The following is a 26,116-nucleotide window of genomic DNA, read 5'->3' as shown; positions in this document are numbered from 1 at the left end:
CCGTAAGGGTACCATTTATAGTAGAAATAAAGTTAGGACTATTCTCTAATGGAAACCATTCATACTCTGACCCAACTTCTCACCAACAGTCACTGTCAGTATCAAGTTTATGATCTCGGCCGTCGTATCCGCCATATTGACAGCAAAGTATTTGCTGATGTCGAGCAAGGCTCAATGCCCTATCCATTTCCAATGCAACGCAAGGCTCACCTTGCCATCGCTTACTGGAATGAGCAAAAACAGCCTTGGATTTGGTTTCTAAAGTTCGAACTGGATGAGCGCGGTCTATTTAAGCAAGCGGATATTGGCAACTTCCTCAAATACGTTATCGAAGCAATGGGTACTCGCATTAGCCAAGATATGAGCGAAGAGCAACAACAAAAACTGTCGAACAATCCATATACTTTCAAACCATCTGAAGACAAAATGGCGGTTTTCCACAGCCAAATTCGCGCCCAACTGGATTTACCGTGTAGCCAATATTACGAACACGCACAGCATTACTTTGCCGGAGGCTTAGGGTGGGATAAGTGGCAAACTGTTGGTCTGCAAGGTGTCACAGATATGTGTGCTCGGTTGGGACAAGAACAAAATGGGGTGAATATTCGCAAAGCGTTAAAACACCTTCCCAATGAGCCTCTCTATGCCCTGCTCGGCGCGCTCGAACATAGCACATTACCGACCAAACTGGCCCATCGGCTTGCTGAACTGGCGATGGATCAAATCAACAGCAACGACCCCGATATCTTTTTACTAGGCGCATTAAGTCGAGCACTCTCTGGCGCGGAAGATAGTATTGCTACGCCAATTTTACAACAGATACTTAGCTCCCCTCGCCTAAGTCATCAAGAGGTCCTCATTGGCATCGCAGGACGAAGCTGGCACCTATTAGCAGATAGCGACATCGCAGCATCTTACTTGCTGCGCTTGGCTCAAACAGGCAATCAAACCTTGTTCAATCAGTTATTTGCAGATTTGGTCATGCTGCCGGAGCTTCGCATGGTATTGCTACCCCTGCTTCACTCTAGTCCTTCAGAAGAACTCGCAAAAGCGCTTCTTTCATTGCAACAAGCTGCGCGAGGGTAACCTATGATCGGAGACCTCCTTGCTATTCTCACCCTTGCTATTGTCTGCTTTGCCTTTTGGCAGCAACGACGTCAGGCCGAACTGGCAAAAATGATCGCAGCAAGAAAGTGCGAGCAGATGGAGTTGCAACTGATCAGTGTGGCGTTAAAAGGCCATAAACTAAAAACGCCAGAGGGTATCTGGCGTTGGCATTCTATCTATCAATTTGAGTTTTCATCTTTAGGAGATGACTGCTACCAAGGCTCTCTTGTTATGCAGGGATTCCACTTAACCAAGATTGACCTTCCACCGCATCGGATGTGAAAACAAACTCGTCATAAGGGCCGAATGTATCACGCTTATGTGCAGAGAACTGAAAGCCCAATTTTGTCAGCAGCTTGATAGAAGCATGATGCTCGACATTGGAGGTTGCAGATACCTGAGTCAGGTTTAGATCTCTGACTGCTTTAGGAAAGAAAGCAGCCAGTACTTCGGTCGCAATTCCCTTCCCCCAAAATGCTTTATCGAACAAATAGCCAAGTTCAGGTTTGTTGTCTAAATCACTGATGAACACATGTCCCATGTACTCGCGAGTGTGGCTATCTAATACCGCTCTGGCGTAGATATTTGGATCATGCATTACTCGTTCAAACAACTGCTTTGCAGACGACACGGTATGAGGCCCATTCATCTGAGCACGGTTTTTGGCGCAGCAATTAAGCAATAAGAAGTCTGATTGTAACGACTCGTTATAGGGGACCAATAACGAACGGCGAGTCACTATTGTCATAAGACATCCTTGTAAACAGCGTGCTGTCTATTGTTTTAATCATCACCATAGAGAACTCACATCACTAAAATGATAAACACGAGCTATGGTAGAAAACAAAGCCGAAAAGTTATACCAACTGGACAAATATATTATTGATCTAGGTTGTTTTTTGGTCGAAGTGATAAAGAAAAAGAGTATTAAGAAAAGCCCCGACACTCACGTATCGGGGCTATAGTCTTACTCGCAGCAGTCCGGCTACAAAAGTTGCTCCATGCATCTTCCATAATAGTTGCTGATTCCATCAGCAATTTCCATTCATCGCCATCCTAGCGGTGTCCTAATCATCCTGAAAGCCAACATTCCCCGTTAGCGCACTTCACTTGTTCCTTGAGCGGTGTCCTTGGTATCGTCCTGATACAGTCCTTCCTCTTCCAAAAGGTGTCCATCTCAATCCTTTGTCACCGATTTCCTATCGATGAACGTATCCATACAGCGTCCTTCGCATCCTGCCGAACGACCTCCTAGTCAATCAAATCTTCTTCCTGAAGATAACCGCATCCTTGGTTATTCCTATTCCCTGTCAGTATCCTTCCGACACCTTCCAATTTACTCCAACCACTGACTTAAACAATGGAGTAATAGTCATCTTTTTCTGTAACAATTGTTATACAACTCATCATTTAAATATAAATCAGACACTTAAGATAAAATCACAAGAAAACTCTGCGTATCAATTCTGCTTGTCTTACATCATTTGTAAGAGATCTCGCACGCGCGGTTACCAAAATTTCCATTCGCCAAATGTGGGAGGCCGCAGTAATATGAAGCCAACGATAGAAATGGAGGCAGTATGCTCACACAAAACGTAAGCCAAGAGCTCAAAGATGTATTAGAACAACTGCATCAAGAGGGAAAAGAGCCGACCGTAGCGCTAGTCAAGGCGCGCCTAACAACCTCAGTCCCTATGCCAGCCCTGATCACAACGCTCAAAAGTTGGAAGAGTTCCAAACGAGTACCAAAAGTTGAAGTGGCAGCCGCTCCGAAGACTGAGCAGGATCGCATCAGTGAGTTGGAACAACAGGTCGCCGAGCTGACTAAACGAATTGAGCAACTAGAATCAAAGTTCAATTAATCGATGTCGGCTTCGCTATTGAAGCTGACATTCACGATATCTCAAATTCGAAATGCAATTCACCGCATATGCATCAATTATTTGCGATTCAGGTCATTGTTTAGCGTCACATCTGATAATAAAATCCACACTTAACTTATTAATTGCATTACTGTTTCCTAAATCTGTGATGCCTAACTTTGTGCAAAAAAGTGTGTATCAAGATGATGCTATGCGGTCATGAAATTAATCAAACATCAATCCCCCATTATTTCATTCGGTTGAAACCCTTGTTTCTCCTATTTTCGCTGTGTCTGTCATTCGTGACTTCGGCAGTCGCAAGCGATGACAACTTTAAGCCAGTTGTATTGTTCCAAGGTGAGGTTCAGCCTGGCTCATACCTGCAGCTGATCGAGCAAGGCGTGGCAAGGTTCGAGCAAAACACTGGGATTTTGGTTAAGCGAATTCATTTAAAACCCAATAATGAGAAATATCTAGCTGAACTCGAGCAGGCAGCCAAGGACGGATTGAGTCCAATCATCGTCCAAGAATCGAACATCATCACAACCTTTCCTGATGTGGCTCTGCGTTATCCGTCTACACGGTTTATTTCGCTCGATGTCGCCTATCACGTCCCCAATATCCTCGGCCTTACTTTCAGCCATGCGGAAGGAGCCTATGTCATTGGCTACCTAGCCGGTCGTAAGACTGAAAGCAATAAGCTTGGTTTTGTCGGTGGTGTAGATGTTGACGTCATCAATCAGTTTCGCTGCGGCTTTGAACTCGGCGCTCAAGATGCCAACCCGCTAGCAACGGTTAATGCGCAATATATAAACAAAGGCGCATTCTCTTGGGAAGATACTCAAGGGGCTGAGACCATCACTCAATCCTTGTTAGACCAGGGGGTTGACGTAATCTTCCCTGTGGCGGGGTTCGCAAGTTTAAGTGTGGTTGAAACCATTAAAAACAGTGGCCATGGCTTTAGCTTCGGGGTTGATTACGACTACTCTCAACGCTACCCAGAAACAACCCTAGCGTCGATGGAGAAGAAGGTGGACCTAGCCGTTTACGCCGCTCTAATGCAACTCAAAAATGGTATTTGGAATGGAAACCAGAAAAAATTTGGCGTGAAACAGGGCGTTATCTCTATCTCATTAAATCAAGACAACCCAAACTTAAGCGAAGACGACAAGCAAGCGGTTAAGAACATCTTGCTCGATCTCAAAGGAAAAAGCAGCGTCATCTCTCAACGAATTGACCAGCGCTGTGCCAGCTAAAGATGAAAAATCTATACTCTTACGTCATTAAGAACTATTTATTGCTGACCACCATCCCATTCTTCATTTTCGGCGGGTTGGATATCGCAAACGATATTTACTTCACCCACAATGTGGAGAATGCACAATATCAACGGGTTATCGCTCAGCAACAAACCGATTCAAAACGGGCGCTACTAAACTTCGACTTATTGGAAGCCGAGCTCGTCGCAACGCGTATCTCACAGCTCGATTACATCGTCTCAGTTACGCTCGACTCCTATCAATACGGGATGAAAATGGCGGAGATTATCAACTCCAACTCAACCAGAGGTGTCCCTCTTTACTACCCTATATTTGATGACCAACGTCAACAGATCGGCCAGCTCATCGTCGTCAAAGATTATTCAGCCTATTACACTCAAGTAATCTACAATGTGCTTCCTAGGGCTATCGGCTTTTTACTTATCTTATGCGCTATCTCACTGCTGTTTAGCCGAATACTCACTTCTGCACTCAAAAAACCATTTTTAGACTTACAGCGGTTCGCCCTGCAGATCGCAAGTGGTGACTACCAAACACCTTCGAAAACCGACTCCAGCTTTGTTGAGATCACCAATATATTCCGCGCGTTAGAGACGATGCGTGCAAAGTTAAAAGAATCAATCAGCAAGCTAAAATTGAGCGAAGAACGTTATTCACGCACCTATAATTTGACCCAAGTCTGCTTGTTCGTTGTCAACGTAAAGCATGGCAAGATCGTACGTTCAAACCAAAAGTTCAATCAGGTACTCGAGCGCATCCCTCAATCAGTCAGGCAATCAGCACTTCAGCGCTTCATTGATGAACTGCTTACCTGCGCCTCTACCGAGAGCTTTCGACACTCACTCGACGTGGGTGGTAAACAACGATACTTTCAAATCAACCGAAGTGATATCTACAACCATGAAATTGAGTGCTCAGCGCTCGACATCACCGAACTGGTGACCGCAAAGCAGACTTTGGAGTCGCAGCTGGTTACAGATGTACTTACGCAAGTACCTAATCGCTATCGTTTTAATCAATTAATCTGGCGAGTGAACAACGGTGAGCTAAATACGGTCACGGTTCTAATGATTGACCTGAATGGCTTTAAGCAAATTAATGATACTTACGGACACGCCGCAGGTGACTATCTGCTGGTAGAAATCGCCAAGCGCATAAAGCAACAACTTAAGCTGTCGACTCAAACGGTATATAGACTTGGAGGTGATGAGTTTGTCGTGACCGTTCTCGATTCAATCACAAAAGATGAAGTACAAGATCTCGCCATGAGAATCCAAGCAGCGTGCAGCCAGCCAGTTCAGTACATAAACAAAAGCTTTAGCGTTAGCCTAAGTATTGGTGTCGAAAGTTTTAGCAGCGACATTCATCTCGACTTAGAGCGTTGCCTAAATAATGCCGACGCCGCAATGTATTTAGCAAAAACGAGCAAAACAGGTATTGTTTACGCGAGTGAACACCCTGAAAACTCTTTTTAGAAGTCAGAGTCGACGATCAAAAAAGGCTTGGTCAGACCAAGCCTTTGTTTACTAATTGGTTTGATTACCAACCAGTGATTTCACGTAGACCTTTACCGATGTCCGCTAGAGACTTCACGGTCTTAACACCTGCTGCTTCTAGAGCTGCAAACTTGTCTTCCGCTGTACCTTTACCACCAGAGATGATTGCACCAGCGTGGCCCATACGTTTACCTGGAGGAGCAGTCACACCTGCAATGTAAGAAACCACTGGCTTAGTGACGTTCTCTTTGATGAATGCTGCCGCTTCTTCTTCCGCTGTACCACCGATTTCACCAATCATTACGATTGCTTCTGTTTCAGGGTCTTCTTGGAATAACTTCAGGATGTCGATGAAGTTTGAACCTGGGATTGGGTCACCACCAATACCAACACAAGTAGACTGACCGAAACCTTCGTCTGTCGTCTGCTTAACTGCTTCATACGTTAGCGTACCTGAGCGTGAAACAATACCCACTTTACCTTTCTTGTGGATATGGCCAGGCATGATACCAATCTTACACTCGTCTGGAGTGATTAGACCCGGACAGTTAGGACCGATCATGCGAACGCCAGTCTCTTCTAGCTTCACTTTTACATCGATCATGTCTGTTGTAGGGATACCTTCCGTGATTGTTACGATAAGCTCAATACCTGCATCAATCGCTTCTAGGATTGCATCTTTACAGAAAGGTGCTGGTACGTAGATTACCGTCGCTGTTGCGCCAGTTGCTTCTACGGCTTCACGTACTGTGTTGAACACAGGTAGACCTAGGTGAGTTTGACCACCTTTACCTGGAGAAACACCACCTACCATCTGTGTACCGTATGCAATAGCTTGCTCAGAGTGGAAAGTACCTTGACCACCAGTGAAACCCTGACAGATTACTTTCGTGTCTTTATTAATTAGTACAGACATTATTTGCCCTCCGCAGCAGCAACAACTTTCTGAGCTGCGTCAGTTAGTGACTCAGCTGCAATGATATCAACATCAGAATTAGCAAGAACTTCGCGACCTAGGTCTGCGTTAGTACCTTCTAGACGAACAACGACTGGTACGCTTACGCCTACCTCTTTAACCGCACCGATAATACCTTCAGCGATCATGTCACAACGCACGATACCACCGAAGATGTTGACGAGTACTGCTTTTACATTGTCATCAGATAGGATGATCTTGAATGCTTCAGCTACACGCTCTTTGGTAGCGCCGCCACCTACATCTAGGAAGTTAGCTGGTTTGCCGCCGTGTAGGTTTACGATATCCATCGTACCCATTGCTAGGCCAGCACCGTTAACCATACAGCCAACGTTACCATCTAGTGCTACGTAGTTCAGTTCCCACTGAGCTGCATGCGCTTCACGCTCATCTTCTTGCGAAGGATCGTGCATTTCACGTAGCTTAGGCTGACGGTACATCGCGTTAGAGTCGATGTTGATCTTACCGTCAAGACAAAGAAGATTGCCTTCACCAGTAATCACAAGAGGGTTGATCTCTAGTAGAGCAAGATCGTACTGAGAGAACATGTTGCCAAGACCCATGAAGATCTTAACAAATTGTTTGATTTGGTCGCCTTCAAGACCTAATTTGAACGCAAGTTCACGGCCTTGGTAAGCTTGAGGACCGACTAGTGGATCGATAGCTGCTTTGTGAATCAACTCTGGAGTCTCTTCTGCAACTTTCTCGATTTCAACACCACCTTCAGTCGATGCCATGAATACAACTTTACGCGTTGCGCGGTCTACCACTGCACCTAGGTATAGTTCATTCGCGATGTTCGACGCTTCTTCAACTAGGATTTTTGTTACAGGCTGGCCGTTTGCATCTGTTTGGTAAGTCACTAGATTTTTACCTAGCCACTTCTGTGCGAACTCTTTCACGCCGTCTTTAGTGTCGTGTAGCTCTACGCCACCCGCTTTACCACGTCCACCAGCGTGAACCTGACATTTAACGACTTTTTTCTCTGTAGAGATACGACCCGCCGCTTCAAAAGCTTCTTGAGGTGTATCACACGCGTAACCTTCCGGTACAGGCAAACCGAATTCTGCAAACAGCTGTTTGGCTTGGTATTCATGCAAATTCATTTTGATATTCCGTTTATTTTCCCTTAAGGGATTATTATTTCCATAACGCCGCTATGTTGCGGGCGTCTGTAGGGTCTTCTCAAATAAATCACTAATTATTTCAACAACAAATAGTGACTCAAGTGAAGGCCAGACGCTGAGCCAGTCTAGCCTTTGAAACTATCGAACGTCTAGTTACCAACGGCAACTAGACGTTTTAGCGATATTAAACGTCTAATAGCAGACGTGCTGGATCTTCTAGTAGCTCTTTAATGGTTACTAAGAAGCCCACTGACTCACGGCCATCGATTAGACGGTGGTCGTAAGATAACGCTAGGTACATCATCGGCAGAATTTCTACTTTGCCATCAACTGCCATAGGACGTTCTTGGATCTTGTGCATGCCAAGAATTGCAGATTGCGGCGGGTTGATGATTGGCGTAGACATTAGTGAACCAAATACACCACCGTTAGTGATAGTGAAGTTACCACCCATTAGTTCATCAACCGTTAGCTTGCCGTCACGGCCTTTGATTGCTAGCTCTTTGATGCCTTTCTCTACGTCAGCAAAACCTAGTGTGTCGCAGTCTTTCAGTACTGGCGTTACTAGACCACGTGGCGTAGATACCGCCATGCTGATGTCGAAGTAGTTGTGGTAAACAATGTCATCACCGTCGATAGACGCGTTCACTTCTGGGTAGCGTTTTAGTGCTTCCGTTACCGCTTTCACGTAGAAAGACATAAAGCCTAGACGAATACCGTGACGCTCTTCGAACTGGTCTTTGTACTGCTTACGAAGGTCCATGATTGGCTTCATATTCACTTCGTTAAACGTCGTTAGCATTGCCGTGTTGTTCTTCGCTTCTAGAAGACGGTTTGCAACAGTCTTACGTAGGCGAGTCATTGGTACACGTTTTTGGCTACGAGCTGCTGCTGGAGCTTCTACTGCCGCAGGATCTTCTGCTTTAGGCGCCGCTTTCGCATTCGCTAGGTGAGCTTCCACATCTTCACGAGTAATACGACCACCCACACCAGTGCCTTTCACTTGGCTAGCTTCTAGGCTATGTTCAGCCAGAAGACGGCGAACCGCTGGGCTTAACGCATCGTTGCTTTCTTCAGTTAGAGACGCTTTGTGGCGCTTATCTGGAGACGCTTCTGTTGATTCAGTTGTGTCCGTCGTAGGCTCGCCGGCAACTGCACCTGGTTTAAGCTTAGCGATTAGCTGCTTAGAAAGTACTGTCGCGCCTTCTTCCTCGATGATTGCTTCAAGTACGCCCGCTTCTGGAGCTGGTACTTCAAGTACAACTTTGTCTGTTTCGATATCAACCAGAACTTCATCACGCTCTACCGTGTCGCCTGGTTGTTTGTGCCATGTCGCTACCGTAGCGTCAGCGACAGATTCAGGTAAATCTGGAACCAGAATTTCAATTGTCATATCGGTTTCTTCCTTTAACTTCTAGTTCTTAGTCCGAAGTTTTTGTATTCACGTTTAGTGCGTCTTCAACTAACGCTTTCTGTTGTTTCAAGTGTACTGACATGTAACCTACCGCAGGTGATGCTGATGCTGGACGACCAGCGTATTTAAGATCTGCACCTGCTGGAATGGCAGCACGGAAGTTATGTTGACTACAGTACCAAGCACCCTGGTTTTGAGGCTCTTCTTGACACCATACAAAGTCTTCTACATTGGTGTACTGTTCGATCGCCGCTTTCACTTCATCCATCGGGAATGGGTATAGCTGCTCAATACGAACAATTGCCACATCGTCTTGCTCATTATTGCGGCGCTGTTCTAGTAGGTCGAAGTAAACCTTACCTGAACAGAACACAACACGTTTCACTTTCGATGCGTCCAAGCTGTCGATTTCTGGAATCGCTGGTTGGAATGTACCTTCCGCCAGATCCTCTAATGTCGACGTACACAGTGGGTGACGAAGCAGTGACTTAGGTGACATAACAACCAGTGGTCGACGCATTGGGCGAACAACCTGGCGGCGAATCATGTGGTAAACCTGAGCCGGAGTTGATGGTACAACAACCTGCATGTTTTGCTCAGCACACAACTGAAGGTAGCGCTCTAAACGTGCGGATGAGTGCTCAGGGCCTTGACCTTCATAGCCGTGAGGGAGCAACATCGTTAGACCACATAGACGTGCCCACTTCTGCTCACCAGACGAAATGAATTGGTCAATCACCACCTGTGCACCGTTGGCAAAATCACCAAATTGCGCTTCCCAAATGGTTAAACCGCCCGGCTCAGCCGTTGCGTAACCATACTCGAATGCGAGAACCGCTTCTTCAGACAATACAGAGTCAAAAACTTGGAAAGGACCTTGTTTGTCATGGATATTTGCCAGTGGAATGTAAGTACTTGCATCATTCTGGTTATGAAGTACAGAGTGGCGATGGAAGAAAGTACCACGCCCAGAGTCCTGACCCGAGATACGAATACGCTTGCCATCGTCGACAAGTGTCGCATACGCCAACGTTTCAGCCATACCCCAGTCAATCGCTTTTTCACCACTAACCATCGCTTTGCGATCATTGTAGAGCTTGTTAACTCGACTTTGCAGCTTGTGACTCTCTGGGTAGTTACACAAGCGTTGACCAAGCTCAACTAAGCGGGTTGTATCAAACTTGCTGTTCCACTCTACGTCCCAGTCATGCCCTAAGTATGGAGACCAGTCAACCGAATGCAGAGCCATCGGACGCCACTCTTTAACCACAACTTCACCATGATCAAGCGCATCACGATACTCGTTCACGAGCTGAGTAGCGGTATCAATACCGAGAACACCTTTTTCCATCAGCACATCAGCGTATAGCTTACGTGGCGTTGGGTGTTTTTTAATCTTCTGGTACATCAGAGGCTGAGTGGCATTAGGCTCATCAGCTTCATTGTGGCCGTGACGGCGATAACAAACCAGATCGATCACAACATCACGCTTGAACTCATTTCGGTAATCCAGCGCGATACGAGTAACAAAAGCAACCGCCTCTGGATCATCAGCATTCACGTGGAAAATTGGTGCCTGTACCATCTTAGCGATGTCAGTACAGTACATGGTAGAACGCGTATCGTTCGGATTGGAGGTTGTGAAACCAACTTGGTTATTCACGACAATACGAACCGTACCACCCACTTGGAAACCACGCGCCTGAGACATATTGAACGTTTCAGCAACCACGCCTTGACCCGCAATTGCAGAGTCACCGTGAATAGTAATAGGAAGAACTGTGCTGCCTGTCGTGTCGCCTAAGCGGTCTTGACGAGCTCGTACCGAACCAATAACTACTGGGTTTACGATCTCAAGGTGAGATGGGTTGAAAGCTAGCGCTAAGTGGACATCACCACCTGGCGTTGCGAAATCTGCTGAGAAACCTTGGTGATACTTAACATCACCCGTACCCCATGTTTCGTCATGCTTACCAGCAAATTCATCGAATAGATCTTGTGGTTTCTTACCTAACACGTTGACTAACATGTTTAGACGACCACGGTGAGCCATACCGATAACCACTTCACGCATGCCACTCGCACCCGCATGACGAATCAATTCTTTCGTCATAGGAATCAGTGCATCACCACCTTCCAATGAGAATCGCTTAGCACCCGGGAATTTTGCCCCTAGGTAACGCTCTAGACCTTCTGCTGCTGTCAGCTCGTCTAGGAACGTGTGCTTTTCTTCATTAGTAAAAGAAGGCTGACCAACAACAGACTCTAAACGTTGCTGGATCCAACGTTTTTGTTCTGTGTCTGTCATGTGCATGTATTCTGCACCGATAGAACCACAGTACGTTTTCTTAAGAGCTGAATAGATATCTTTCAACGGCATCGTCTCTTGGCCAACGGCAAAAGAACCAACGTTGAACGTCTCTTCTAGGTCATCTTCGGTAAGATTGTGGAATGCTGGGTCAAGCTCCGCCACAGGTGGGCGTTGCCATAAACCAAGAGGGTCAAGCTCTGCCGCTTCGTGTCCACGGAATCGGTAAGCATTGATTAATTGGAGTACTTTTACTTGTTTAGCGTCGACATCTGGATCACTAACCTGGACACTGTAATGCTTTGTTTCTTGAGCGAGTCGTCGGAAGTAGTCACGGACACGCGAATGTGGTTGTTCTACCACTTCTTCTGATGGCTTGGGTAAACCATCAAATACGCGTTTCCACTCCTCACTTACCAGATCGGGGTCACTTAGATACAGTTCGTAGAGGTCCTCTACATACGTTGCATTGGCGCCAGCCAAGTGTGAAGACTCGAGCCATGCCTTCATCACGCCGTTGTGCATATTTTCCCTTAACCAGTAGTTTTCACGTTTGCTTCGGTCTTATGCCGAGCTATTAAGAGCCGACCCGTTGGTGGGTCGGCAATTTTTGTTGTTAAATTAGACGGAGCGATTTACCAGCATTGTCTTGATGTGGCCAATAGCTTTCGTCGGATTTAGCCCCTTAGGACAAACACTTACACAATTCATGATGCCGTGGCAACGGAAAACGCTAAATGCGTCATCAAGATTTGACAAACGTTCATCTGTCGCTGTATCTCGACTATCAATTAGCCAGCGATACGCTGCAAGTAGACCAGCAGGGCCGATAAATTTGTCCGGGTTCCACCAGAAAGATGGGCAAGATGTTGTACAACATGCACACATGATACATTCATACAATCCATCTAAGTGAGCACGCTCATCTGGTGTTTGTAGATTCTCTCGTGAAGGTGGCAACGCACCATCATCCATCAAGAATGGCTTAACTTTCGCATAGTTATCATAGAACTGTGTCATGTCAACGATAAGATCACGCACAACAGGTAAGCCTGGTAGTGGACGAATCACTATCTTGTCTGCTTTTAGTGCAGATAGTGGCGTGATACACGCTAGGCCATTTTTACCATTCATGTTCAAACCATCTGAACCACATACACCTTCACGGCAAGAGCGACGGAATGAAATACTCGGATCTTGCTCTTTAAGCAGAATCAAAGCATCCAATAGCATCATGTCCGAACCTTCTTCTACCTCAAGCGTGTAGTCTTTCATGTAGGGCTTTTGGTCGACATCCGGATTGTAGCGGTACAAAGAGAAATTCAGTTTCATAATTATGTCCTCCTTTCCTTAGTACGTACGAGCTTTTGGCGGGAATGCGTCACGATGAACAGGTTCCATGTTCACGTCACGTTTCGCCATCGCTTCTGTTTCCGGATTGTAAATCGAGTGACATAACCACTGCGCGTCATCACGATCTGGGAAGTCAAAACGAGCGTGCGCACCACGGCTTTCTGTACGGTAGTTTGCCGCTACAGCCGTTGCGTAAGCTGTTTCCATCAGGTTTTCAAGCTCTAGACATTCAATACGTTGAGTGTTGAACTCTGTCGATTTGTCCGCAAGGTGTGCGTTTTTCAGACGCTCGCGAATCACTTTTAGCTCTTCTAGACCTTTAGCCATTGCGTCGCCCTCACGGAATACCGAGAAGTTGTTTTGCATACACTGCTGTAGATCTTTACGGATTTGTGCTGGGTCTTCACCTTCAGTGCTGTTTTCCCAACGGTTGTAACGCTCTAGAGAACGCTCAATATCGGCTTCGGTCGCTGGTTTCGCATCTGCTTGTTTCGCTAGCGTTTCGCCAAGGTGTAAACCTGTTGCACGGCCGAACACCACTAAGTCGAGTAGCGAGTTGCCACCCAGACGGTTTGCGCCGTGTACTGATACCGAGGCAATCTCACCACAAGCGAATAAGCCTTGAACTTCGACATCTGCGCCAGCTTCGTCTTGCTTAATCGCTTGACCTGATACTTGCGTTGGAATGCCCCCCATCATGTAGTGACAGGTTGGGATTACTGGAATTGGTTCTTTCACTGGGTCAACGTGTGCGAAGGTACGCGACAGTTCACATACACCCGGTAGGCGTGACTCAAGCGTCTCTTTACCTAAGTGATCCAGTTTCAATTTAATGTGAGGACCCCAAGGGCCATCGCAGCCGCGACCTTCACGGATTTCGATCATCATTGAACGTGCTACCACGTCACGACCTGCAAGGTCTTTCGCGTTAGGCGCGTAACGCTCCATGAAGCGCTCGCCATCTTTATTAAGAAGGTAGCCACCTTCACCACGACAACCTTCTGTAACAAGAACACCCGCGCCAGCGATACCCGTTGGGTGGAACTGCCACATTTCCATGTCTTGCATTGGAACGCCTGCACGTAGCGCCATACCAACACCGTCACCCGTGTTAATGTGAGCATTAGTGGTAGACGCGTAAATACGACCTGCACCGCCAGTCGCAAGAACGGTCGCTTTAGACTTGAAGTAACAAACTTCACCAGTTTCCATGCTAAGAGCCGTACAGCCAAGCACAGCACCATCTTCATTCTTAACTAGATCAAGCGCATACCATTCAGAAAAGATCGTTGTCTTGTGCTTGATATTTTGTTGGTACAACGTGTGAAGAAGCGCGTGACCAGTACGGTCAGCAGCCGCTGCGGTGCGAGCCGCTTGCTCACCACCAAAGTTCTTAGACTGCCCGCCGAATGGGCGTTGATAGATTTTACCATTGTCGAAGCGTGAAAATGGGAGACCCATTCTCTCTAGTTCGATGACAGATTCTGGACCGTTCTTACACATGTACTCTATCGCATCCTGATCACCAATGTAATCAGAACCTTTGACTGTATCGTACATGTGCTGTTCCCAGTGGTCTTCGTGCGCATTACCTAGCGCGACCGTAATACCACCTTGAGCTGAAACTGTGTGTGAACGAGTTGGAAATACTTTTGAGAGCAATGCACATGAAAGGCCTTGCTCAGAGATTTGCAGTGCAGCACGCATACCTGCACCACCTGCGCCGATTACTACGGCATCAAATTCACGAACTGGAATAGACACTTACGCACCCCACAAAATAAATAGACCAGAGAAGAAATAACCTAACAACACAGCAATCACACCGAGTTGAAGGCCACCACGAAGCTTCGCGCATTTAATGTAATCCGTCAGTACCTGCCATAAGCCTATCCAAGCGTGGATAAGTACTGAAACGAGCGCTAGCATCGTGAACACTTTAGTGAACGTGCCACCAAAGAACTGAGTCCAAGATACGTAAGAAATATCTGTGAAAGCACAAAAGCTAACCAGATAAATTGTGTAAAGTGTCATAATGATCGCAGTAGCACGAATCAGTAAGAAATCGTGCACGCCATTACGACCAAAAGATGAAATATGTTTTACCACACCATGATCCCCGCTAATAATGACAATACGGCTGTCGCTGCGAATGCAACCTTAGCGCTCATTGCACCAGATTCCAGCTCTTCAAAATGGCCAAGGTCCATCAACAAGTGACGGATACCACCAGCAATGTGGTAGGCCAATGCCGTTAGGATTCCCCACAAGATAAACTTCACAAAGAAGCCATCTACGATGTCGACTGCTTCTGCATAACCGACAGGGGAAGATAAGGATATGGATAGTAACCAAAGTAGGATCCCGACCGCGACAAACGTAATTACACCGGAGACACGGTGTAAGATAGATGCGATTGCTGTGATCGGAAAGCGGATGGTCTGTAAATCTAAATTAACAGGTCTTGACTTTCTTTCTTTCACGGGCTTGCTCACTCAGCTCCATTGAGCATTTATAGTTATGAACGAATTTTGGTTGCAAAACCTGCAAAAGTTAACATTTACTTAACAATTAACCCTCATACTGGGCTGGGTATTTTGTAGAATATTTGTTAACAACAAGACTAAAAACTTCACCTCACATTTGTTTCAAGCCTTGAATTTATTAGGTTTCCACCAAAATTTACTGCGCCACTATACGGCTGGCAACATTCTAATACAATTGATGTAACAATTTTTGCTACACAGCACAGATTTTTAACCTTACGTGTTCAAAAAATCATAACAAGTGCACACATCAGAGGAGAGAAATTGACTTTGATAACGAATACACGTACAAAAATGTCACACAAACATCCTGGACGGATTAAATAATAAAACAAAGGAGATTGTTATGGCGGATAAGAAAGCTACCCTTCATGTTGAAGGTCAAGCGCCAATCGAACTGCCAATTATGGAAGGTGCCCTAGGTACACCTGTAATTGACGTTCGTAAACTTGGAGCGAATGGATTTTTCACTTTTGACCCAGGTTTTCTTGCCACTGCATCTTGTGAATCTCAAATCACCTACATCGATGGCGGCAAAGGTATTCTTTTGCACCGCGGTTACCCGATTGATCAGTTAGCTAATAATGCTGATTATTTAGAAGTGTGTTACATCCTTCTTTATGGTGAAGCCCCTACCCGTGAACAATACGAGCAATTCAAAACGACAGTAACTCGCCATACAATGGTACATGAGCAAATCGCAAGCTTCTTCCATGGCTTCCGTCGCGACGCTCACCCAATGGCGGTTATGTGTGGTGTGGTTGGCGCACTCGCTGCGTTTTATCACGATTCACTAGACATCAACAATGACGAGCACCGTGAAATTGCGGCATATCGTCTATTATCGAAGATGCCTACACTGGCAGCGATGTGTTACAAGTACTCTATCGGCCAGCCATTTATCTACCCTCGCAACGACCTAAGCTACGCAGAGAACTTCCTACATATGATGTTCGCAAATCCTTGTGAAGAGTATGAAGTTAACCCTGTTGTTGCTCAGGCAATGGATAAAATCTTCACGCTACACGCGGATCACGAGCAAAACGCATCTACATCTACGGTTCGCTTGTCTGGCTCTTCAGGCGCTAACCCATTCGCATGTATCGCTGCAGGTATTGCTTCACTATGGGGCCCTGCGCACGGTGGTGCTAACGAAGCATGTCTGAAGATGCTTGAAGAAATCGGCAGCGTTGAAAACATTCCTGAGTATGTTGAGCGCGCGAAAGACAAAGATGACCCGTTCCGCCTAATGGGATTTGGTCACCGTGTTTACAAAAACTACGACCCACGTGCTACGGTAATGCGTGAAACTTGTCACCAAGTACTGAAAGAGCTCAATATCAAAGATCCACTACTAGACGTAGCGATGGAACTTGAGCGTATCGCACTTTCTGATGATTACTTCGTGTCTAAGAAACTCTACCCGAACGTAGATTTCTACTCAGGTATCATTCTTAAAGCGATCGGTATTCCCGTATCAATGTTTACCGTGATCTTCGCTATTTCTCGTACTATCGGTTGGATTGCACACTGGAACGAAATGCACAGTGATCCTCTAAACCGCATCGGTCGTCCACGTCAGCTTTACACTGGTGAAGTACAACGTGACTTCCAGCCTATTCATGAACGCGAATAATCGCTAACAAGTAACTAAAAAAGGGTTGATGTGCAAACATCAACCCTTTCTTTTATCTTCAACATTCAAGAATATCTTGGCCCTATACGGGATTATCGATATCTATAAACTCAACATCCAAGCCATGTTCATCTGCCAACCACTCGCCTAACGCTTTCACACCGTATCGCTCAGTCGCATGGTGACCCGCGGAGAAATAATGGATACCCATTTCACGTGCTGTGTATGTAGTACGCTCGGAGATCTCACCTGAAATAAAGGCATCTAACCCCTGCTGAACAGCTAGCTCAATAAAATCTTGACCACCACCAGTACACCAACCTACGGTTTCGATCATCTTATCCGCCCCTTCGGGAACAATATGTAATGGCGCACGTTGCAACACCTTGTTGATACGTTCAGCAAATTCTTCACCAGAAATAGCCGTCTTGAGACGACCATACATGGCAACAGATTGAGGGTGCCCTTCCATCCCTCCTTCCACTTGAATATCTAGCAGCCTTGCCAGTTCTGCATTGTTACCCAGTTCAGGGTGGATATCCAACGGCAAGTGATAGCCAAACAAGTTGATATCATTTTTAATCAAGGTACGAATACGCTTGCCCTTCATACCGCGGATTGGTTCAGGTTCACCCTTCCAAAAATAGCCATGATGAACTAACAGCGCGTCAGCATTGAGCTCTACTGCTTTATCAATTAATGCCTGCGAAGCCGTCACGCCGGTTACGATCTTTCTTATCTGCTCCTTCCCTTCCACCTGCAAACCGTTCGGTGCATAGTCTTTGATTAGCTGTGGGGAGAGCTTCTCGTTAAGGATTCTTTCTAATTGCAAGTTGTTCATGACAGCTTCCATCTAATTGCTAACATTGTGCTTTATCTTAGTGAGCAAAGTGTATTCGAACCATAGCAACCTTACCAGCACCTCGCTACAATACTGGTGTTTGAGTAGATATAGGTTTAAGGATGAACGCTTTAGAACGTTTTTATCACTGGGTCCATGAGACGCCGTCACTGTTTGAGATAACACCACCATTTGTCGATATCAAAGCACTGAATATCACTTCTCTAAAACACGATGATTATCAGGGAAACCCTCGACTCGGTTTCATCTACCAACACCTATGCACAGAGCTCTTAAGGAATAGCGAAGAGTACTCGCTGCTAGAAGAAGAGATTCAAATCAACAAAACGTCAGGCCAAACATTAGGGGCGATTGATCTCATTTTAAAAAACCGTCAATCCCAACAAAATGAACATTGGGAAGTCGCCATCAAGTTTTACTTGTTACACCAAGGGATCTGGTATGGTCCTAATGCTCATGATCAACTCGATAAAAAGCTCGCTAGGATGCTCTCTCATCAACTAAAAATGAGCGCTTCCCCTGAGTTCCTTGAACAGTACCCTCACTACTCTGATCTCACTGAGCGTCTGCTAATTCAAGGGCGGCTATATATCAATCCTTTTTCGCCAGAGACAACTCCGAAAGAATGCCTAGGGCTTACGATAAACCCTAGCCAAATTACTGGTTATTGGTGCTATCAAAGTCAATGGGAGCTGATAGACGAACCACTCTATGAACTCGAAAAGCCGCTTTGGGCTATTGGTCTGGAAGAGCTCAATACCCCAATCGACAAACCCAATGGACGATTTGTTCATGCTCAGACCCAAGGTGGTCAATTTTGGTTTGTTGTGCCTGATAGTTGGCCAAATTAAAGGTAAAAAAAGGGCTGACAATTGTCAGCCCTTAACAAAACAGGTCATCGATTGAATTACAGGCCTGCGTTAGCGAATACCTGATTTACGATCTCTTGCGCTTCTGCTTCGATCTGCTTTAAGTGTTCGGCACCTTTAAAGCTCTCACAGTAGATTTTGTAGATATCTTCAGTGCCCGATGGACGCGCAGCAAACCAGCCATTTTCAGTAGTCACTTTAAGACCGCCAATCGCAGCGCCATTACCCGGAGCGTGAGTAAGACGAGCCGTAATTGCATCACCCGCGAGTGTCTCAGCCGTTACCATTTCAGCAGAAAGCTTGGACAGCACGGCTTTTTGCGGGCCATTTGCTACAGCTTGAATACGGTTGTACTCAGACGCACCGTGTTTCGCTGCTAGCTCTTCGTAGTATTCTTGTGGATTCTTGCCTGTTACCGCTGTGATTTCAGCGGCTAGCAGACATAAGATGATGCCATCTTTATCAGTTGACCACGGCGTACCGTCTTTGCGTAGGAATGAAGCACCTGCAGACTCCTCACCGCCAAAGCCGAATTTACCTTCATAAAGACCGTCAACAAACCATTTGAAGCCAACTGGCACTTCACAAAGTTCGCGACCAAGATCAGCGACAACACGGTCAATCAACGCACTTGATACCAGCGTCTTACCGACAGCAACCTCTTTACCCCAACCCTCGCGATGGCGGTATAGGTAATCGATACATACAGCTAGGAAGTGGTTAGGGTTCATCAAACCTTTTGGCGTCACGATACCATGACGGTCATAATCTGGGTCATTACCAAACGCTAGATCATACTCATCTTTAAGTGCTAGCAAGCCTGCCATCGCGTAAGGAGATGAACAGTCCATACGAACCACGCCATCTTTATCTAACGACATAAACTGGAACGATGGGTCGATGGCTTCGCTCACTAGCGTCAGGTCAAGATTGTACGCTTGAGCAATTTGACGCCAGTAATCAATACCACTGCCACCAAGTGGGTCAACACCAAGCTTTAGATTCGCCTTTTGGATCGCTTCCATGTCGATAACATTCACTAGGTCATCAATGTACGGCTTAACGAGATCCATTTGAACGAACAGTTCTGACGCCTTTGCATCCGCAAGCGGCATACGCTTAACACCTTGCAACCCCTCAGCAATGAGAACATTCGCGCGATCTTGAATCGCTTTAGTAAGCTCACCTTCCGCTGGGCCACCGTGTGTCGGGTTGTACTTAATACCACCATCTTGCGGCGGGTTGTGCGATGGCGTGATGACAATACCATCCGCTTTATCTTCATGCTGGAGGTTATATGTCAGAATTGCGTGCGACACACCCGGAGTTGGAGTGTAACCATTATCTTGCTGCACAATCACCTGCACACCATTTGCGATCAAAACTTCAACAACACTTGAAAACGCAGGCTCAGACAACGCATGCGTATCTTTACCAACAAACAGAGGACCTGTTGTGCCTTTTTCAGCGCGAACTTCTGCAATTGCCTGAGCGATTGCAAGAATATGATGTTCATTGAAAGTGGATTTGTCCGCCGTTCCTCGGTGACCGGATGTACCGAACTCGACTTTGTGATCAGTGTTTGCAGGATCGGGTTGAAGTAAGAAGTAGTTAGAGACCAAAGCAGGAATATTGTGTAAATCCTGTTGTTGGGCCTTTTCTCCAGCACGTGGGTGCATAGCCATGTTGACATCCTTTCTTAAAATTATATAAAACAAAAAACCTCATAATACTGGAAGTGACTTGAGCATTATGAGGTTTTTATCAGACTTCTTTAAATTGAGTTGACAACTTTTTCTGTCAAATCTGACGGGAAATTCATTCTTCCCATCAGTTGATCGACCATCTGCCGTTTACGACTCGTGTTTGTGTTTGTAATCACCCAAAATGGTGAATGGGGAATCGCTTTCGGTTTAGTCGTATTGCCGCTAGCTAGAAGGGTTTGCTCATCATTGGCAAAGTAAACGCGCTTACGGCCTTTCACTTGTGTTGCTTCGGAGAAACCATTTGGGTCAATGCGATGAAGAGTTGATAACACCAACATAAATCGATCAATCGCTTTTTTAAGCCCTGCAAACTCATCTGAAATTAATAAAGAACGCATCTCTTTGACAGTATCGACTGTCTCTTCCATACCTGCATCACGGCTTACGACAATGCCTTTTGGCTCAACCGGATTTGCAACAGGTGTTGGTTGCGCATTTTGACCGTCAACATTTAAAAGACGGCGCAAAATATCGGACGCACTCTCACCAATGTGTTGGGTTTGACTTGCGATGTAACGGTATAGATCCTCATCAACCTCAATTGTTTTCATTCGCTTTTCACAATCTCTATGTTTAAACTCTGGGGGATTATAGCGAGATCTTTACAGAGACTCTACGGTTAACCTGCTACGAATATAATAAAATGTCACAACTGCTCAACTATAAAGTCGAAGGGAATGGCCAGCCGATCATATTGATCCACGGTCTCTTTGGTAACTTGGACAACCTTGGATTACTTGCACGCGACCTACGCGCAGACTACCAAGTGATTAGTGTCGATATGCGCAACCACGGTCAATCCTTTCAAAGCGACCAACACACATACGACTTAATGGCTCAAGACTTGAGCCAACTGGTGAATGAGCTCAAGCTCGAGACTTACACTCTTATTGGCCACTCGATGGGAGGAAAAGTCGCAATGCAAGTGTGTGCCATCGACCACGATCGAGTGGAACAATTGATCGTCCTTGACATGGCCCCAGTACAATATACACAGAGCCGCCACGATAACGTGTTCAATGGATTAAAAGCGGTACTGAGCGAGCGTCCAACAAGTCGCAAACAAGCACTCGAAGTTTTAGCCAACCATATTGAGCTAGGTGGCGTTCGACAGTTTCTCGGAAAATCGCTCTACAACGCTGGTGATCACTTTACCTGGCGTTTCAACGTTCAGAGCCTTTGGGATAACTACTGGCATATTCTCGGTTGGACCCCAATCCAACAAGTCGATACTCCTACCTTGTTCATAAAGGGCGGTGATTCCGACTATCTGACTGCCGAGCACCAGACTCACGTTCAACAACAGTTTTCCAATGTAAAGGCACATGTGATTGCAAATACTGGACACTGGTTACACGCAGAAAAACCTACCGAAGTTTTGCGTGTTATACGAAAGCATCTTAGGTAAAACAGATTGAGAGATGAGTTACATTCTCACCGTTAACTTTATCTACTAACAGTGGTATAGTGCGGCGCAAGTAATTTGGCATAAAGGGATTCCATGCTCTACGACTACATGAACATGCTCGAGTCAATTGGTCTCGATTTACTTTTTGCGTCTATCTTTTTTCTTATCGGTATGGCAATAAAAGATGTCTTAAAAGCGGGTAATGTTCCCCCTTTCGGTCGTCGTATTGTATGGTTAGTCCTTTTCCTAGGCTGTGCTGGGTTTATCGCCAAAGGTATTATTCAGCTTAGTTGGGAAGGTGGTGGTATCGGCTGATATTAACCGTGCCCACAACAGAAATTAGTAAAGGTAACGAATCTATGGCAAGTGTAGGCATCTTCTTTGGTAGCGATACAGGTAACACTGAAGCTGTTGCAAAGATGATTCAAAAGCAACTAGGTAAACAACTGGTTCACGTACAAGATATCGCGAAAAGCAGCAAAGAAGATATCGACAACTTCGATCTTCTGCTACTAGGTATCCCAACTTGGTACTACGGTGAAGCACAGTGTGATTGGGATGACTTTTTCCCAGAGCTTGAGCAAATCGATTTCTCGACTAAGCTAGTCGCTATCTTTGGTTGTGGTGACCAAGAGGACTACGCTGAGTATTTCTGTGATGCGATGGGTACGGTTCGTGACATCGTTGAAGCAAAAGGCGGTACTATCCTAGGTTACACATCAACTGAAGGCTATGAATTCGAAGCTTCTAAAGGCTTGGTTGAAGGCGACGACAGCCTATTTGTTGGTTTGTGTATTGATGAAGATCGTCAACCAGAATTGACTGAAGAGCGCGTAAACAATTGGTGTAAGCAAATTCACGAAGAGATGTGTCTTGCCGAATTAGAAGACTAATCGCTTTCTTCATATAACATTCAAAACCTCCGCGTGCGGAGGTTTTTTATGCCGTCTGCTGCTGAGCCTCTTCCCTATATTTTGGTTTTTTTCGTACATACAGCTTACGTTGAACCTCAGAAACCACATTGCCATTTTTATCTTTAACGTGAATGACAAACTCTGGAAAGCACTTCTCTCCGTTAGCGGTTTGACGAAGTATCTCTTCCAGTTGCTCAGAAGGCACAATAAAATCTGCATACAAATCGCTTTGTCCAGGTTTGATGAAGTTGATGCTCGCTTCTTTATCCCAAACATAGTATTGGTCACCCAGAATTCCCATTAGCATCAGAGAATAGACGGGATCGGTGAGCGAAAAAATGCTTCCGCCATATTGGGTGCGATTGGCATTTTTATTCCACCAACGCAACTTAAGTTTCATTTTAACTTCGCGGAAATCATCGCTGATGGAGAGAATCTTAATGCCAGCACCCCAGAATGGCGGCCAACTGTTCAATGCAAGTTTAACGATCTTCGGTTTGTAGATCTTAGACATCCAGTTTCCCATTCAAACTACCCTGAATAAATATGAACAATGTTACACAATTGTAACTGGTTAGACCTCTAATATCAGTGACGTAAACCTTGTTTATTAAAAATCCCTAGTAACCCTTTGAACTTCGTGGTTTATTGTTGCTTGCGACTGCCCTATAATGATAGGAATATTGAATTCTGTTAATTACTGCAGATCATCAACAGGAAAGTATATGTCAGACAATAACCAAGCGCTTAAGGATGCTGGTCTAAAGGTAACCCTTCCTAGACTAAAGATTTTAGAAGTACTCCAGCAGCCAGAATGCCAACACATTAGCGCTGAAGATTTATATAAAAAGCTGATTGATCTTGGGGAAGAGATCGGTCTTGCGACTGTGTATCGTGTCTTGAACCAATTTGATGACGCAGGTATTGTGACCCGCCACCATTTTGAGGGTGGCAAGTCTGTGTTCGAACTTTCAACTCAGCACCACCACGATCACCTTGTGTGTCTAGACTGTGGCGAAGTGATTGAGTTTTCGGACGATGTTATTGAAGAGCGCCAAAAAGAAATTGCCGCACAATACAATGTAACGTTGACCAACCACAGTTTATACCTATACGGAAAATGCGCTGATGGCAGTTGCAAAGACAACCCAGATGCACATAAATCGAAAAAGTAATTCGATCTAAACACCCAAATGAGAACGTCAGCGATAAGCTGGCGTTTTTTTATTACTTATTTTAGATATCGATAAAAAAGCCAGTCTCAAGGACTGGCTTTATGGCGTTTACAAATGGTGATTACTTAGCTTCAATCTTAGCCCATGTATCACGCAAACCTACTGTACGGTTGAAGACGAGAGCTTCTGGCTTTGAGTCTTTCGCATCTGCACAGAAGTAACCCATACGTTCAAATTGATAACCTGCTTCAGCTTTCGCATTAGCCAAGCTTGGTTCTACAAAACCATTAAGCTTAACTAAAGAGTCAGGGTTTATCGTTTCTGCAAAGTTGTCTGCTGCAGCCGGGTTAGGTACTGTAAATAGACGATCGTACAAACGAATTTCAGCAGGAAGACCTTTATCCGCTGATACCCAGTGGATTACACCTTTCACTTTACGACCATCTGCTGGGTTCTTACCTAGCGTCTCATTGTCGTACGTACAGAAGATAGTTGTGATGTTACCTTCAGCATCTTTCTCGATACGCTCAGCCTTGATCACATACGCACCACGTAGGCGAACTTCTTTACCTAGAACCAAGCGCTTGTATTTCTTATTCGCTTCTTCACGGAAGTCTTCACGCTCAATCCAAACTTCACGAGTAAACGGCACTTCACGCTCGCCCATTTCTGGTTTGTTCGGGTGGTTCGCAACCGTTAGTGACTCAACTTTACCTTCTTCGAAGTTTTCAATCACAATCTTAACAGGATCAAGAACGGCCATTGCACGTGGTGCATTTTCATTTAAGTCATCACGAATACAAGACTCTAGTGAGCCCATTTCAATCATGTTGTCTTGCTTAGTTACACCAATACGCTTACAGAATTCACGGATAGAAGCAGGCGTGAAACCACGGCGACGTAGACCCGAAATGGTTGGCATACGTGGGTCATCCCAACCATCAACCAGTTTCTCAGTCACTAGCTGGTTTAGCTTACGCTTAGACATTACCGTGTACTCGAGGTTCAGGCGACTGAACTCGTACTGACGAGGCTGACAATCAATCGTAATGTTGTCTAGAACCCAGTCGTACAGACGACGGTTATCTTGGAACTCAAGCGTACAGATAGAGTGTGTAATGCCCTCTAACGCATCAGAGATACAGTGCGTGAAATCGTACATTGGGTAAATGCACCATTTGTCACCCGTTTGGTGATGCTCAGCAAAACGAACACGGTAAAGAACAGGATCGCGTAATACGATGAATGAAGACGCAAGGTCAATCTTCGCGCGTAGACACGCTTTACCTTCTTCAAAGCCACCATCACGCATCTTTTCGAATAACGCTAGGTTCTCTTCAGGCGTACGATCACGGTACGGGCTTGGCTTACCAGGCTGGGTAAGTGTGCCACGGTATTCACGGATCTGCTCAGGACTTAGCTCTTCAACGTACGCTAAGCCTTTGTTAATTAATTCCACTGCGTAGCCGTAAAGCTTGTCAAAGTAGTTTGATGAGTAACATACATCACCGCTCCACTCGAAGCCCAACCAGCTCACATCATTCTTAATTGACTCAACGTATTCAACGTCTTCTTTTTCTGGGTTTGTGTCATCAAAACGAAGATTACACTGACCCTGGTAGTCCTGAGCAATACCGAAGTTCAAGCAAATTGACTTAGCGTGACCGATATGCAGATAACCGTTCGGCTCTGGCGGGAAACGAGTATGCACGCTTGTGTGTGTACCATCCGCTAAATCTTTATCGATGATTTGGCGAATGAAATTCGATGGACGAGCCTCAGCTTCACTCATCTATAGCACCTCAATTGTTGTAGTATTGTTCAGATAATTCTTTATCTTGACGGCATCTCCCTCCGTCAAGCACATAGCGACTAATGATCCACAATTCTGGTGGAATACACAACAATATCTCGAGCGAAAACACCTTTTTTTTCATTGTCTGGTTAAGAAGCTAGCATTGTTTGTCCTCAAATTTCGTCACAAAGCTCATAAACGCAAAAAAGCCTCCCGAAGGAG

Annotated in this window: 25 protein-coding genes; 11 read left to right on the top strand and 14 right to left on the bottom strand. The window is 45.5% G+C overall.

All coding sequences use genetic code 11. From position 1 onward, the window contains the following. Positions 1–48: 48 nt before the first annotated feature. Both ACUALS_RS04185 and ACUALS_RS04180 read left to right on the top strand, forming a co-directional pair. On the top strand, positions 49–1,086 hold the full coding sequence (locus ACUALS_RS04185) for a DUF3549 family protein (protein WP_454448924.1): 1,038 nt from the start codon (positions 49–51) through the stop codon (positions 1,084–1,086). A gap of 3 nt (positions 1,087–1,089) precedes the next feature. Beyond that, positions 1,090–1,389 carry a DUF3301 domain-containing protein gene (locus ACUALS_RS04180; protein WP_039477971.1) on the top strand — a complete coding sequence of 100 codons (300 nt, stop codon included), beginning with the start codon at positions 1,090–1,092 and terminating at the stop codon, positions 1,387–1,389. Here the strand turns inward: ACUALS_RS04180 and ACUALS_RS04175 are convergent. Then, positions 1,337–1,855 carry a GNAT family N-acetyltransferase gene (locus ACUALS_RS04175; RefSeq protein WP_038217789.1) on the bottom strand — a complete coding sequence of 173 codons (519 nt, stop codon included), beginning with the start codon at positions 1,853–1,855 and terminating at the stop codon, positions 1,337–1,339. The genes ACUALS_RS04180 and ACUALS_RS04175 overlap by 53 nt on opposite strands. Before the next feature lie 832 nt (positions 1,856–2,687). Between ACUALS_RS04175 and ACUALS_RS04170 the strand changes: the two genes are divergently transcribed. From ACUALS_RS04170 to ACUALS_RS04160, 3 genes are all read left to right on the top strand, one after another. Beyond that, positions 2,688–2,969 (top strand): hypothetical protein, encoded by a 282-nt coding sequence (locus ACUALS_RS04170; RefSeq protein ID WP_005476007.1) that lies wholly within the window; start codon positions 2,688–2,690, stop codon positions 2,967–2,969. A 269-nt stretch (positions 2,970–3,238) separates the two neighbouring features. Then, a complete protein-coding gene (locus tag ACUALS_RS04165; RefSeq protein WP_454448923.1) occupies positions 3,239–4,225 on the top strand; it encodes a BMP family ABC transporter substrate-binding protein in 987 nt (328 codons plus the stop codon). 2 nt (positions 4,226–4,227) lie between these two features. Further along, positions 4,228–5,724 carry a diguanylate cyclase domain-containing protein gene (locus tag ACUALS_RS04160; protein ID WP_005475994.1) on the top strand — a complete coding sequence of 499 codons (1,497 nt, stop codon included), beginning with the start codon at positions 4,228–4,230 and terminating at the stop codon, positions 5,722–5,724. Positions 5,725–5,788: 64 nt separating this feature from the next. Here the strand turns inward: ACUALS_RS04160 and sucD are convergent, their stop codons facing one another. The 8 genes from sucD to sdhC all read right to left on the bottom strand — a co-directional run bounded on the left by sucD (position 5,789) and on the right by sdhC (position 15,418). After that, positions 5,789–6,661 (bottom strand): succinate--CoA ligase subunit alpha, encoded by an 873-nt coding sequence (gene sucD / locus ACUALS_RS04155; RefSeq protein WP_005476019.1) that lies wholly within the window; start codon positions 6,659–6,661, stop codon positions 5,789–5,791. Next, a complete protein-coding gene (gene sucC, locus ACUALS_RS04150) occupies positions 6,661–7,827 on the bottom strand; it encodes an ADP-forming succinate--CoA ligase subunit beta (RefSeq protein ID WP_004744517.1) in 1,167 nt (388 codons plus the stop codon). Before sucC ends, sucD begins: the two co-directional genes overlap by 1 nt. A gap of 205 nt (positions 7,828–8,032) precedes the next feature. Beyond that, positions 8,033–9,241 (bottom strand): 2-oxoglutarate dehydrogenase complex dihydrolipoyllysine-residue succinyltransferase, encoded by a 1,209-nt coding sequence (gene odhB, locus ACUALS_RS04145; protein ID WP_454448922.1) that lies wholly within the window; start codon positions 9,239–9,241, stop codon positions 8,033–8,035. A gap of 28 nt (positions 9,242–9,269) precedes the next feature. After that, entirely contained in the window at positions 9,270–12,095 is a 2,826-nt protein-coding gene (gene sucA, locus ACUALS_RS04140; protein WP_331398868.1) for a 2-oxoglutarate dehydrogenase E1 component, read from the bottom strand. A 96-nt stretch (positions 12,096–12,191) separates the two neighbouring features. After that, a complete protein-coding gene (locus tag ACUALS_RS04135) occupies positions 12,192–12,902 on the bottom strand; it encodes a succinate dehydrogenase iron-sulfur subunit (RefSeq protein WP_005476046.1) in 711 nt (236 codons plus the stop codon). An 18-nt stretch (positions 12,903–12,920) separates the two neighbouring features. Further along, positions 12,921–14,687 carry a succinate dehydrogenase flavoprotein subunit gene (gene sdhA, locus ACUALS_RS04130; RefSeq protein WP_038190004.1) on the bottom strand — a complete coding sequence of 589 codons (1,767 nt, stop codon included), beginning with the start codon at positions 14,685–14,687 and terminating at the stop codon, positions 12,921–12,923. Next, positions 14,688–15,032 carry a succinate dehydrogenase, hydrophobic membrane anchor protein gene (gene sdhD, locus ACUALS_RS04125; RefSeq protein ID WP_038140120.1) on the bottom strand — a complete coding sequence of 115 codons (345 nt, stop codon included), beginning with the start codon at positions 15,030–15,032 and terminating at the stop codon, positions 14,688–14,690. After that, entirely contained in the window at positions 15,026–15,418 is a 393-nt protein-coding gene (gene sdhC, locus ACUALS_RS04120) for a succinate dehydrogenase cytochrome b556 subunit (protein ID WP_038140119.1), read from the bottom strand. Before sdhC ends, sdhD begins: the two co-directional genes overlap by 7 nt. Before the next feature lie 397 nt (positions 15,419–15,815). Between sdhC and ACUALS_RS04115 the strand changes: the two genes are divergently transcribed. Further along, positions 15,816–17,105, top strand: coding sequence for a citrate synthase (locus ACUALS_RS04115; RefSeq protein WP_005476008.1), 1,290 nt, complete (start codon positions 15,816–15,818; stop codon positions 17,103–17,105). Between the two features lie 82 nt (positions 17,106–17,187). Here the strand turns inward: ACUALS_RS04115 and ACUALS_RS04110 are convergent, their stop codons facing one another. After that, positions 17,188–17,946, bottom strand: coding sequence for a Nif3-like dinuclear metal center hexameric protein (locus ACUALS_RS04110; protein ID WP_331398867.1), 759 nt, complete (start codon positions 17,944–17,946; stop codon positions 17,188–17,190). A 122-nt stretch (positions 17,947–18,068) separates the two neighbouring features. Here ACUALS_RS04110 and ACUALS_RS04105 point away from each other — a divergent pair, with 122 nt between their 5' ends. Next, positions 18,069–18,818, top strand: a complete 750-nt coding sequence (locus ACUALS_RS04105) for a DUF1853 family protein (protein WP_454448921.1) — start codon at positions 18,069–18,071, stop codon at positions 18,816–18,818. Positions 18,819–18,874: 56 nt separating this feature from the next. On the opposite strand, the gene pgm is transcribed toward ACUALS_RS04105, so the two are convergent. Both pgm and seqA read right to left on the bottom strand, forming a co-directional pair. Further along, the gene (pgm, locus tag ACUALS_RS04100; protein WP_038140116.1) at positions 18,875–20,521 is read right to left on the bottom strand and encodes a phosphoglucomutase (alpha-D-glucose-1,6-bisphosphate-dependent); all 1,647 of its coding nucleotides are present in this window, start codon (positions 20,519–20,521) and stop codon (positions 18,875–18,877) included. 89 nt (positions 20,522–20,610) lie between these two features. Beyond that, entirely contained in the window at positions 20,611–21,153 is a 543-nt protein-coding gene (gene seqA / locus ACUALS_RS04095; RefSeq protein ID WP_038140114.1) for a replication initiation negative regulator SeqA, read from the bottom strand. A 92-nt stretch (positions 21,154–21,245) separates the two neighbouring features. On the opposite strand from seqA, the gene ACUALS_RS04090 reads away from it, so the two are divergent. From ACUALS_RS04090 to fldA, 3 genes are all read left to right on the top strand, one after another. Further along, the gene (locus ACUALS_RS04090) at positions 21,246–22,010 is read left to right on the top strand and encodes an alpha/beta fold hydrolase (protein ID WP_454448920.1); all 765 of its coding nucleotides are present in this window, start codon (positions 21,246–21,248) and stop codon (positions 22,008–22,010) included. Positions 22,011–22,103: 93 nt separating this feature from the next. Next, positions 22,104–22,325 carry a DUF2788 domain-containing protein gene (locus tag ACUALS_RS04085; RefSeq protein WP_004413180.1) on the top strand — a complete coding sequence of 74 codons (222 nt, stop codon included), beginning with the start codon at positions 22,104–22,106 and terminating at the stop codon, positions 22,323–22,325. A 44-nt stretch (positions 22,326–22,369) separates the two neighbouring features. Beyond that, entirely contained in the window at positions 22,370–22,903 is a 534-nt protein-coding gene (gene fldA / locus ACUALS_RS04080; protein ID WP_038140110.1) for a flavodoxin FldA, read from the top strand. A 46-nt stretch (positions 22,904–22,949) separates the two neighbouring features. Here the strand turns inward: fldA and ACUALS_RS04075 are convergent, their stop codons facing one another. After that, positions 22,950–23,450 (bottom strand): DUF4442 domain-containing protein, encoded by a 501-nt coding sequence (locus tag ACUALS_RS04075; RefSeq protein ID WP_322413854.1) that lies wholly within the window; start codon positions 23,448–23,450, stop codon positions 22,950–22,952. A gap of 199 nt (positions 23,451–23,649) precedes the next feature. Between ACUALS_RS04075 and fcrX the strand changes: the two genes are divergently transcribed. Further along, positions 23,650–24,099, top strand: coding sequence for a ferric iron uptake transcriptional regulator FcrX (gene fcrX / locus ACUALS_RS04070; RefSeq protein ID WP_038140106.1), 450 nt, complete (start codon positions 23,650–23,652; stop codon positions 24,097–24,099). Positions 24,100–24,220: 121 nt separating this feature from the next. On the opposite strand, the gene glnS is transcribed toward fcrX, so the two are convergent. After that, positions 24,221–25,891 (bottom strand): glutamine--tRNA ligase, encoded by a 1,671-nt coding sequence (gene glnS / locus ACUALS_RS04065; RefSeq protein ID WP_038140105.1) that lies wholly within the window; start codon positions 25,889–25,891, stop codon positions 24,221–24,223. Positions 25,892–26,116: the final 225 nt, after the last annotated feature.

Source organism: Vibrio sp. NH-7 (assembly GCF_053643215.1).
This window is presented reverse-complemented; position numbering and strand designations above follow the sequence as displayed.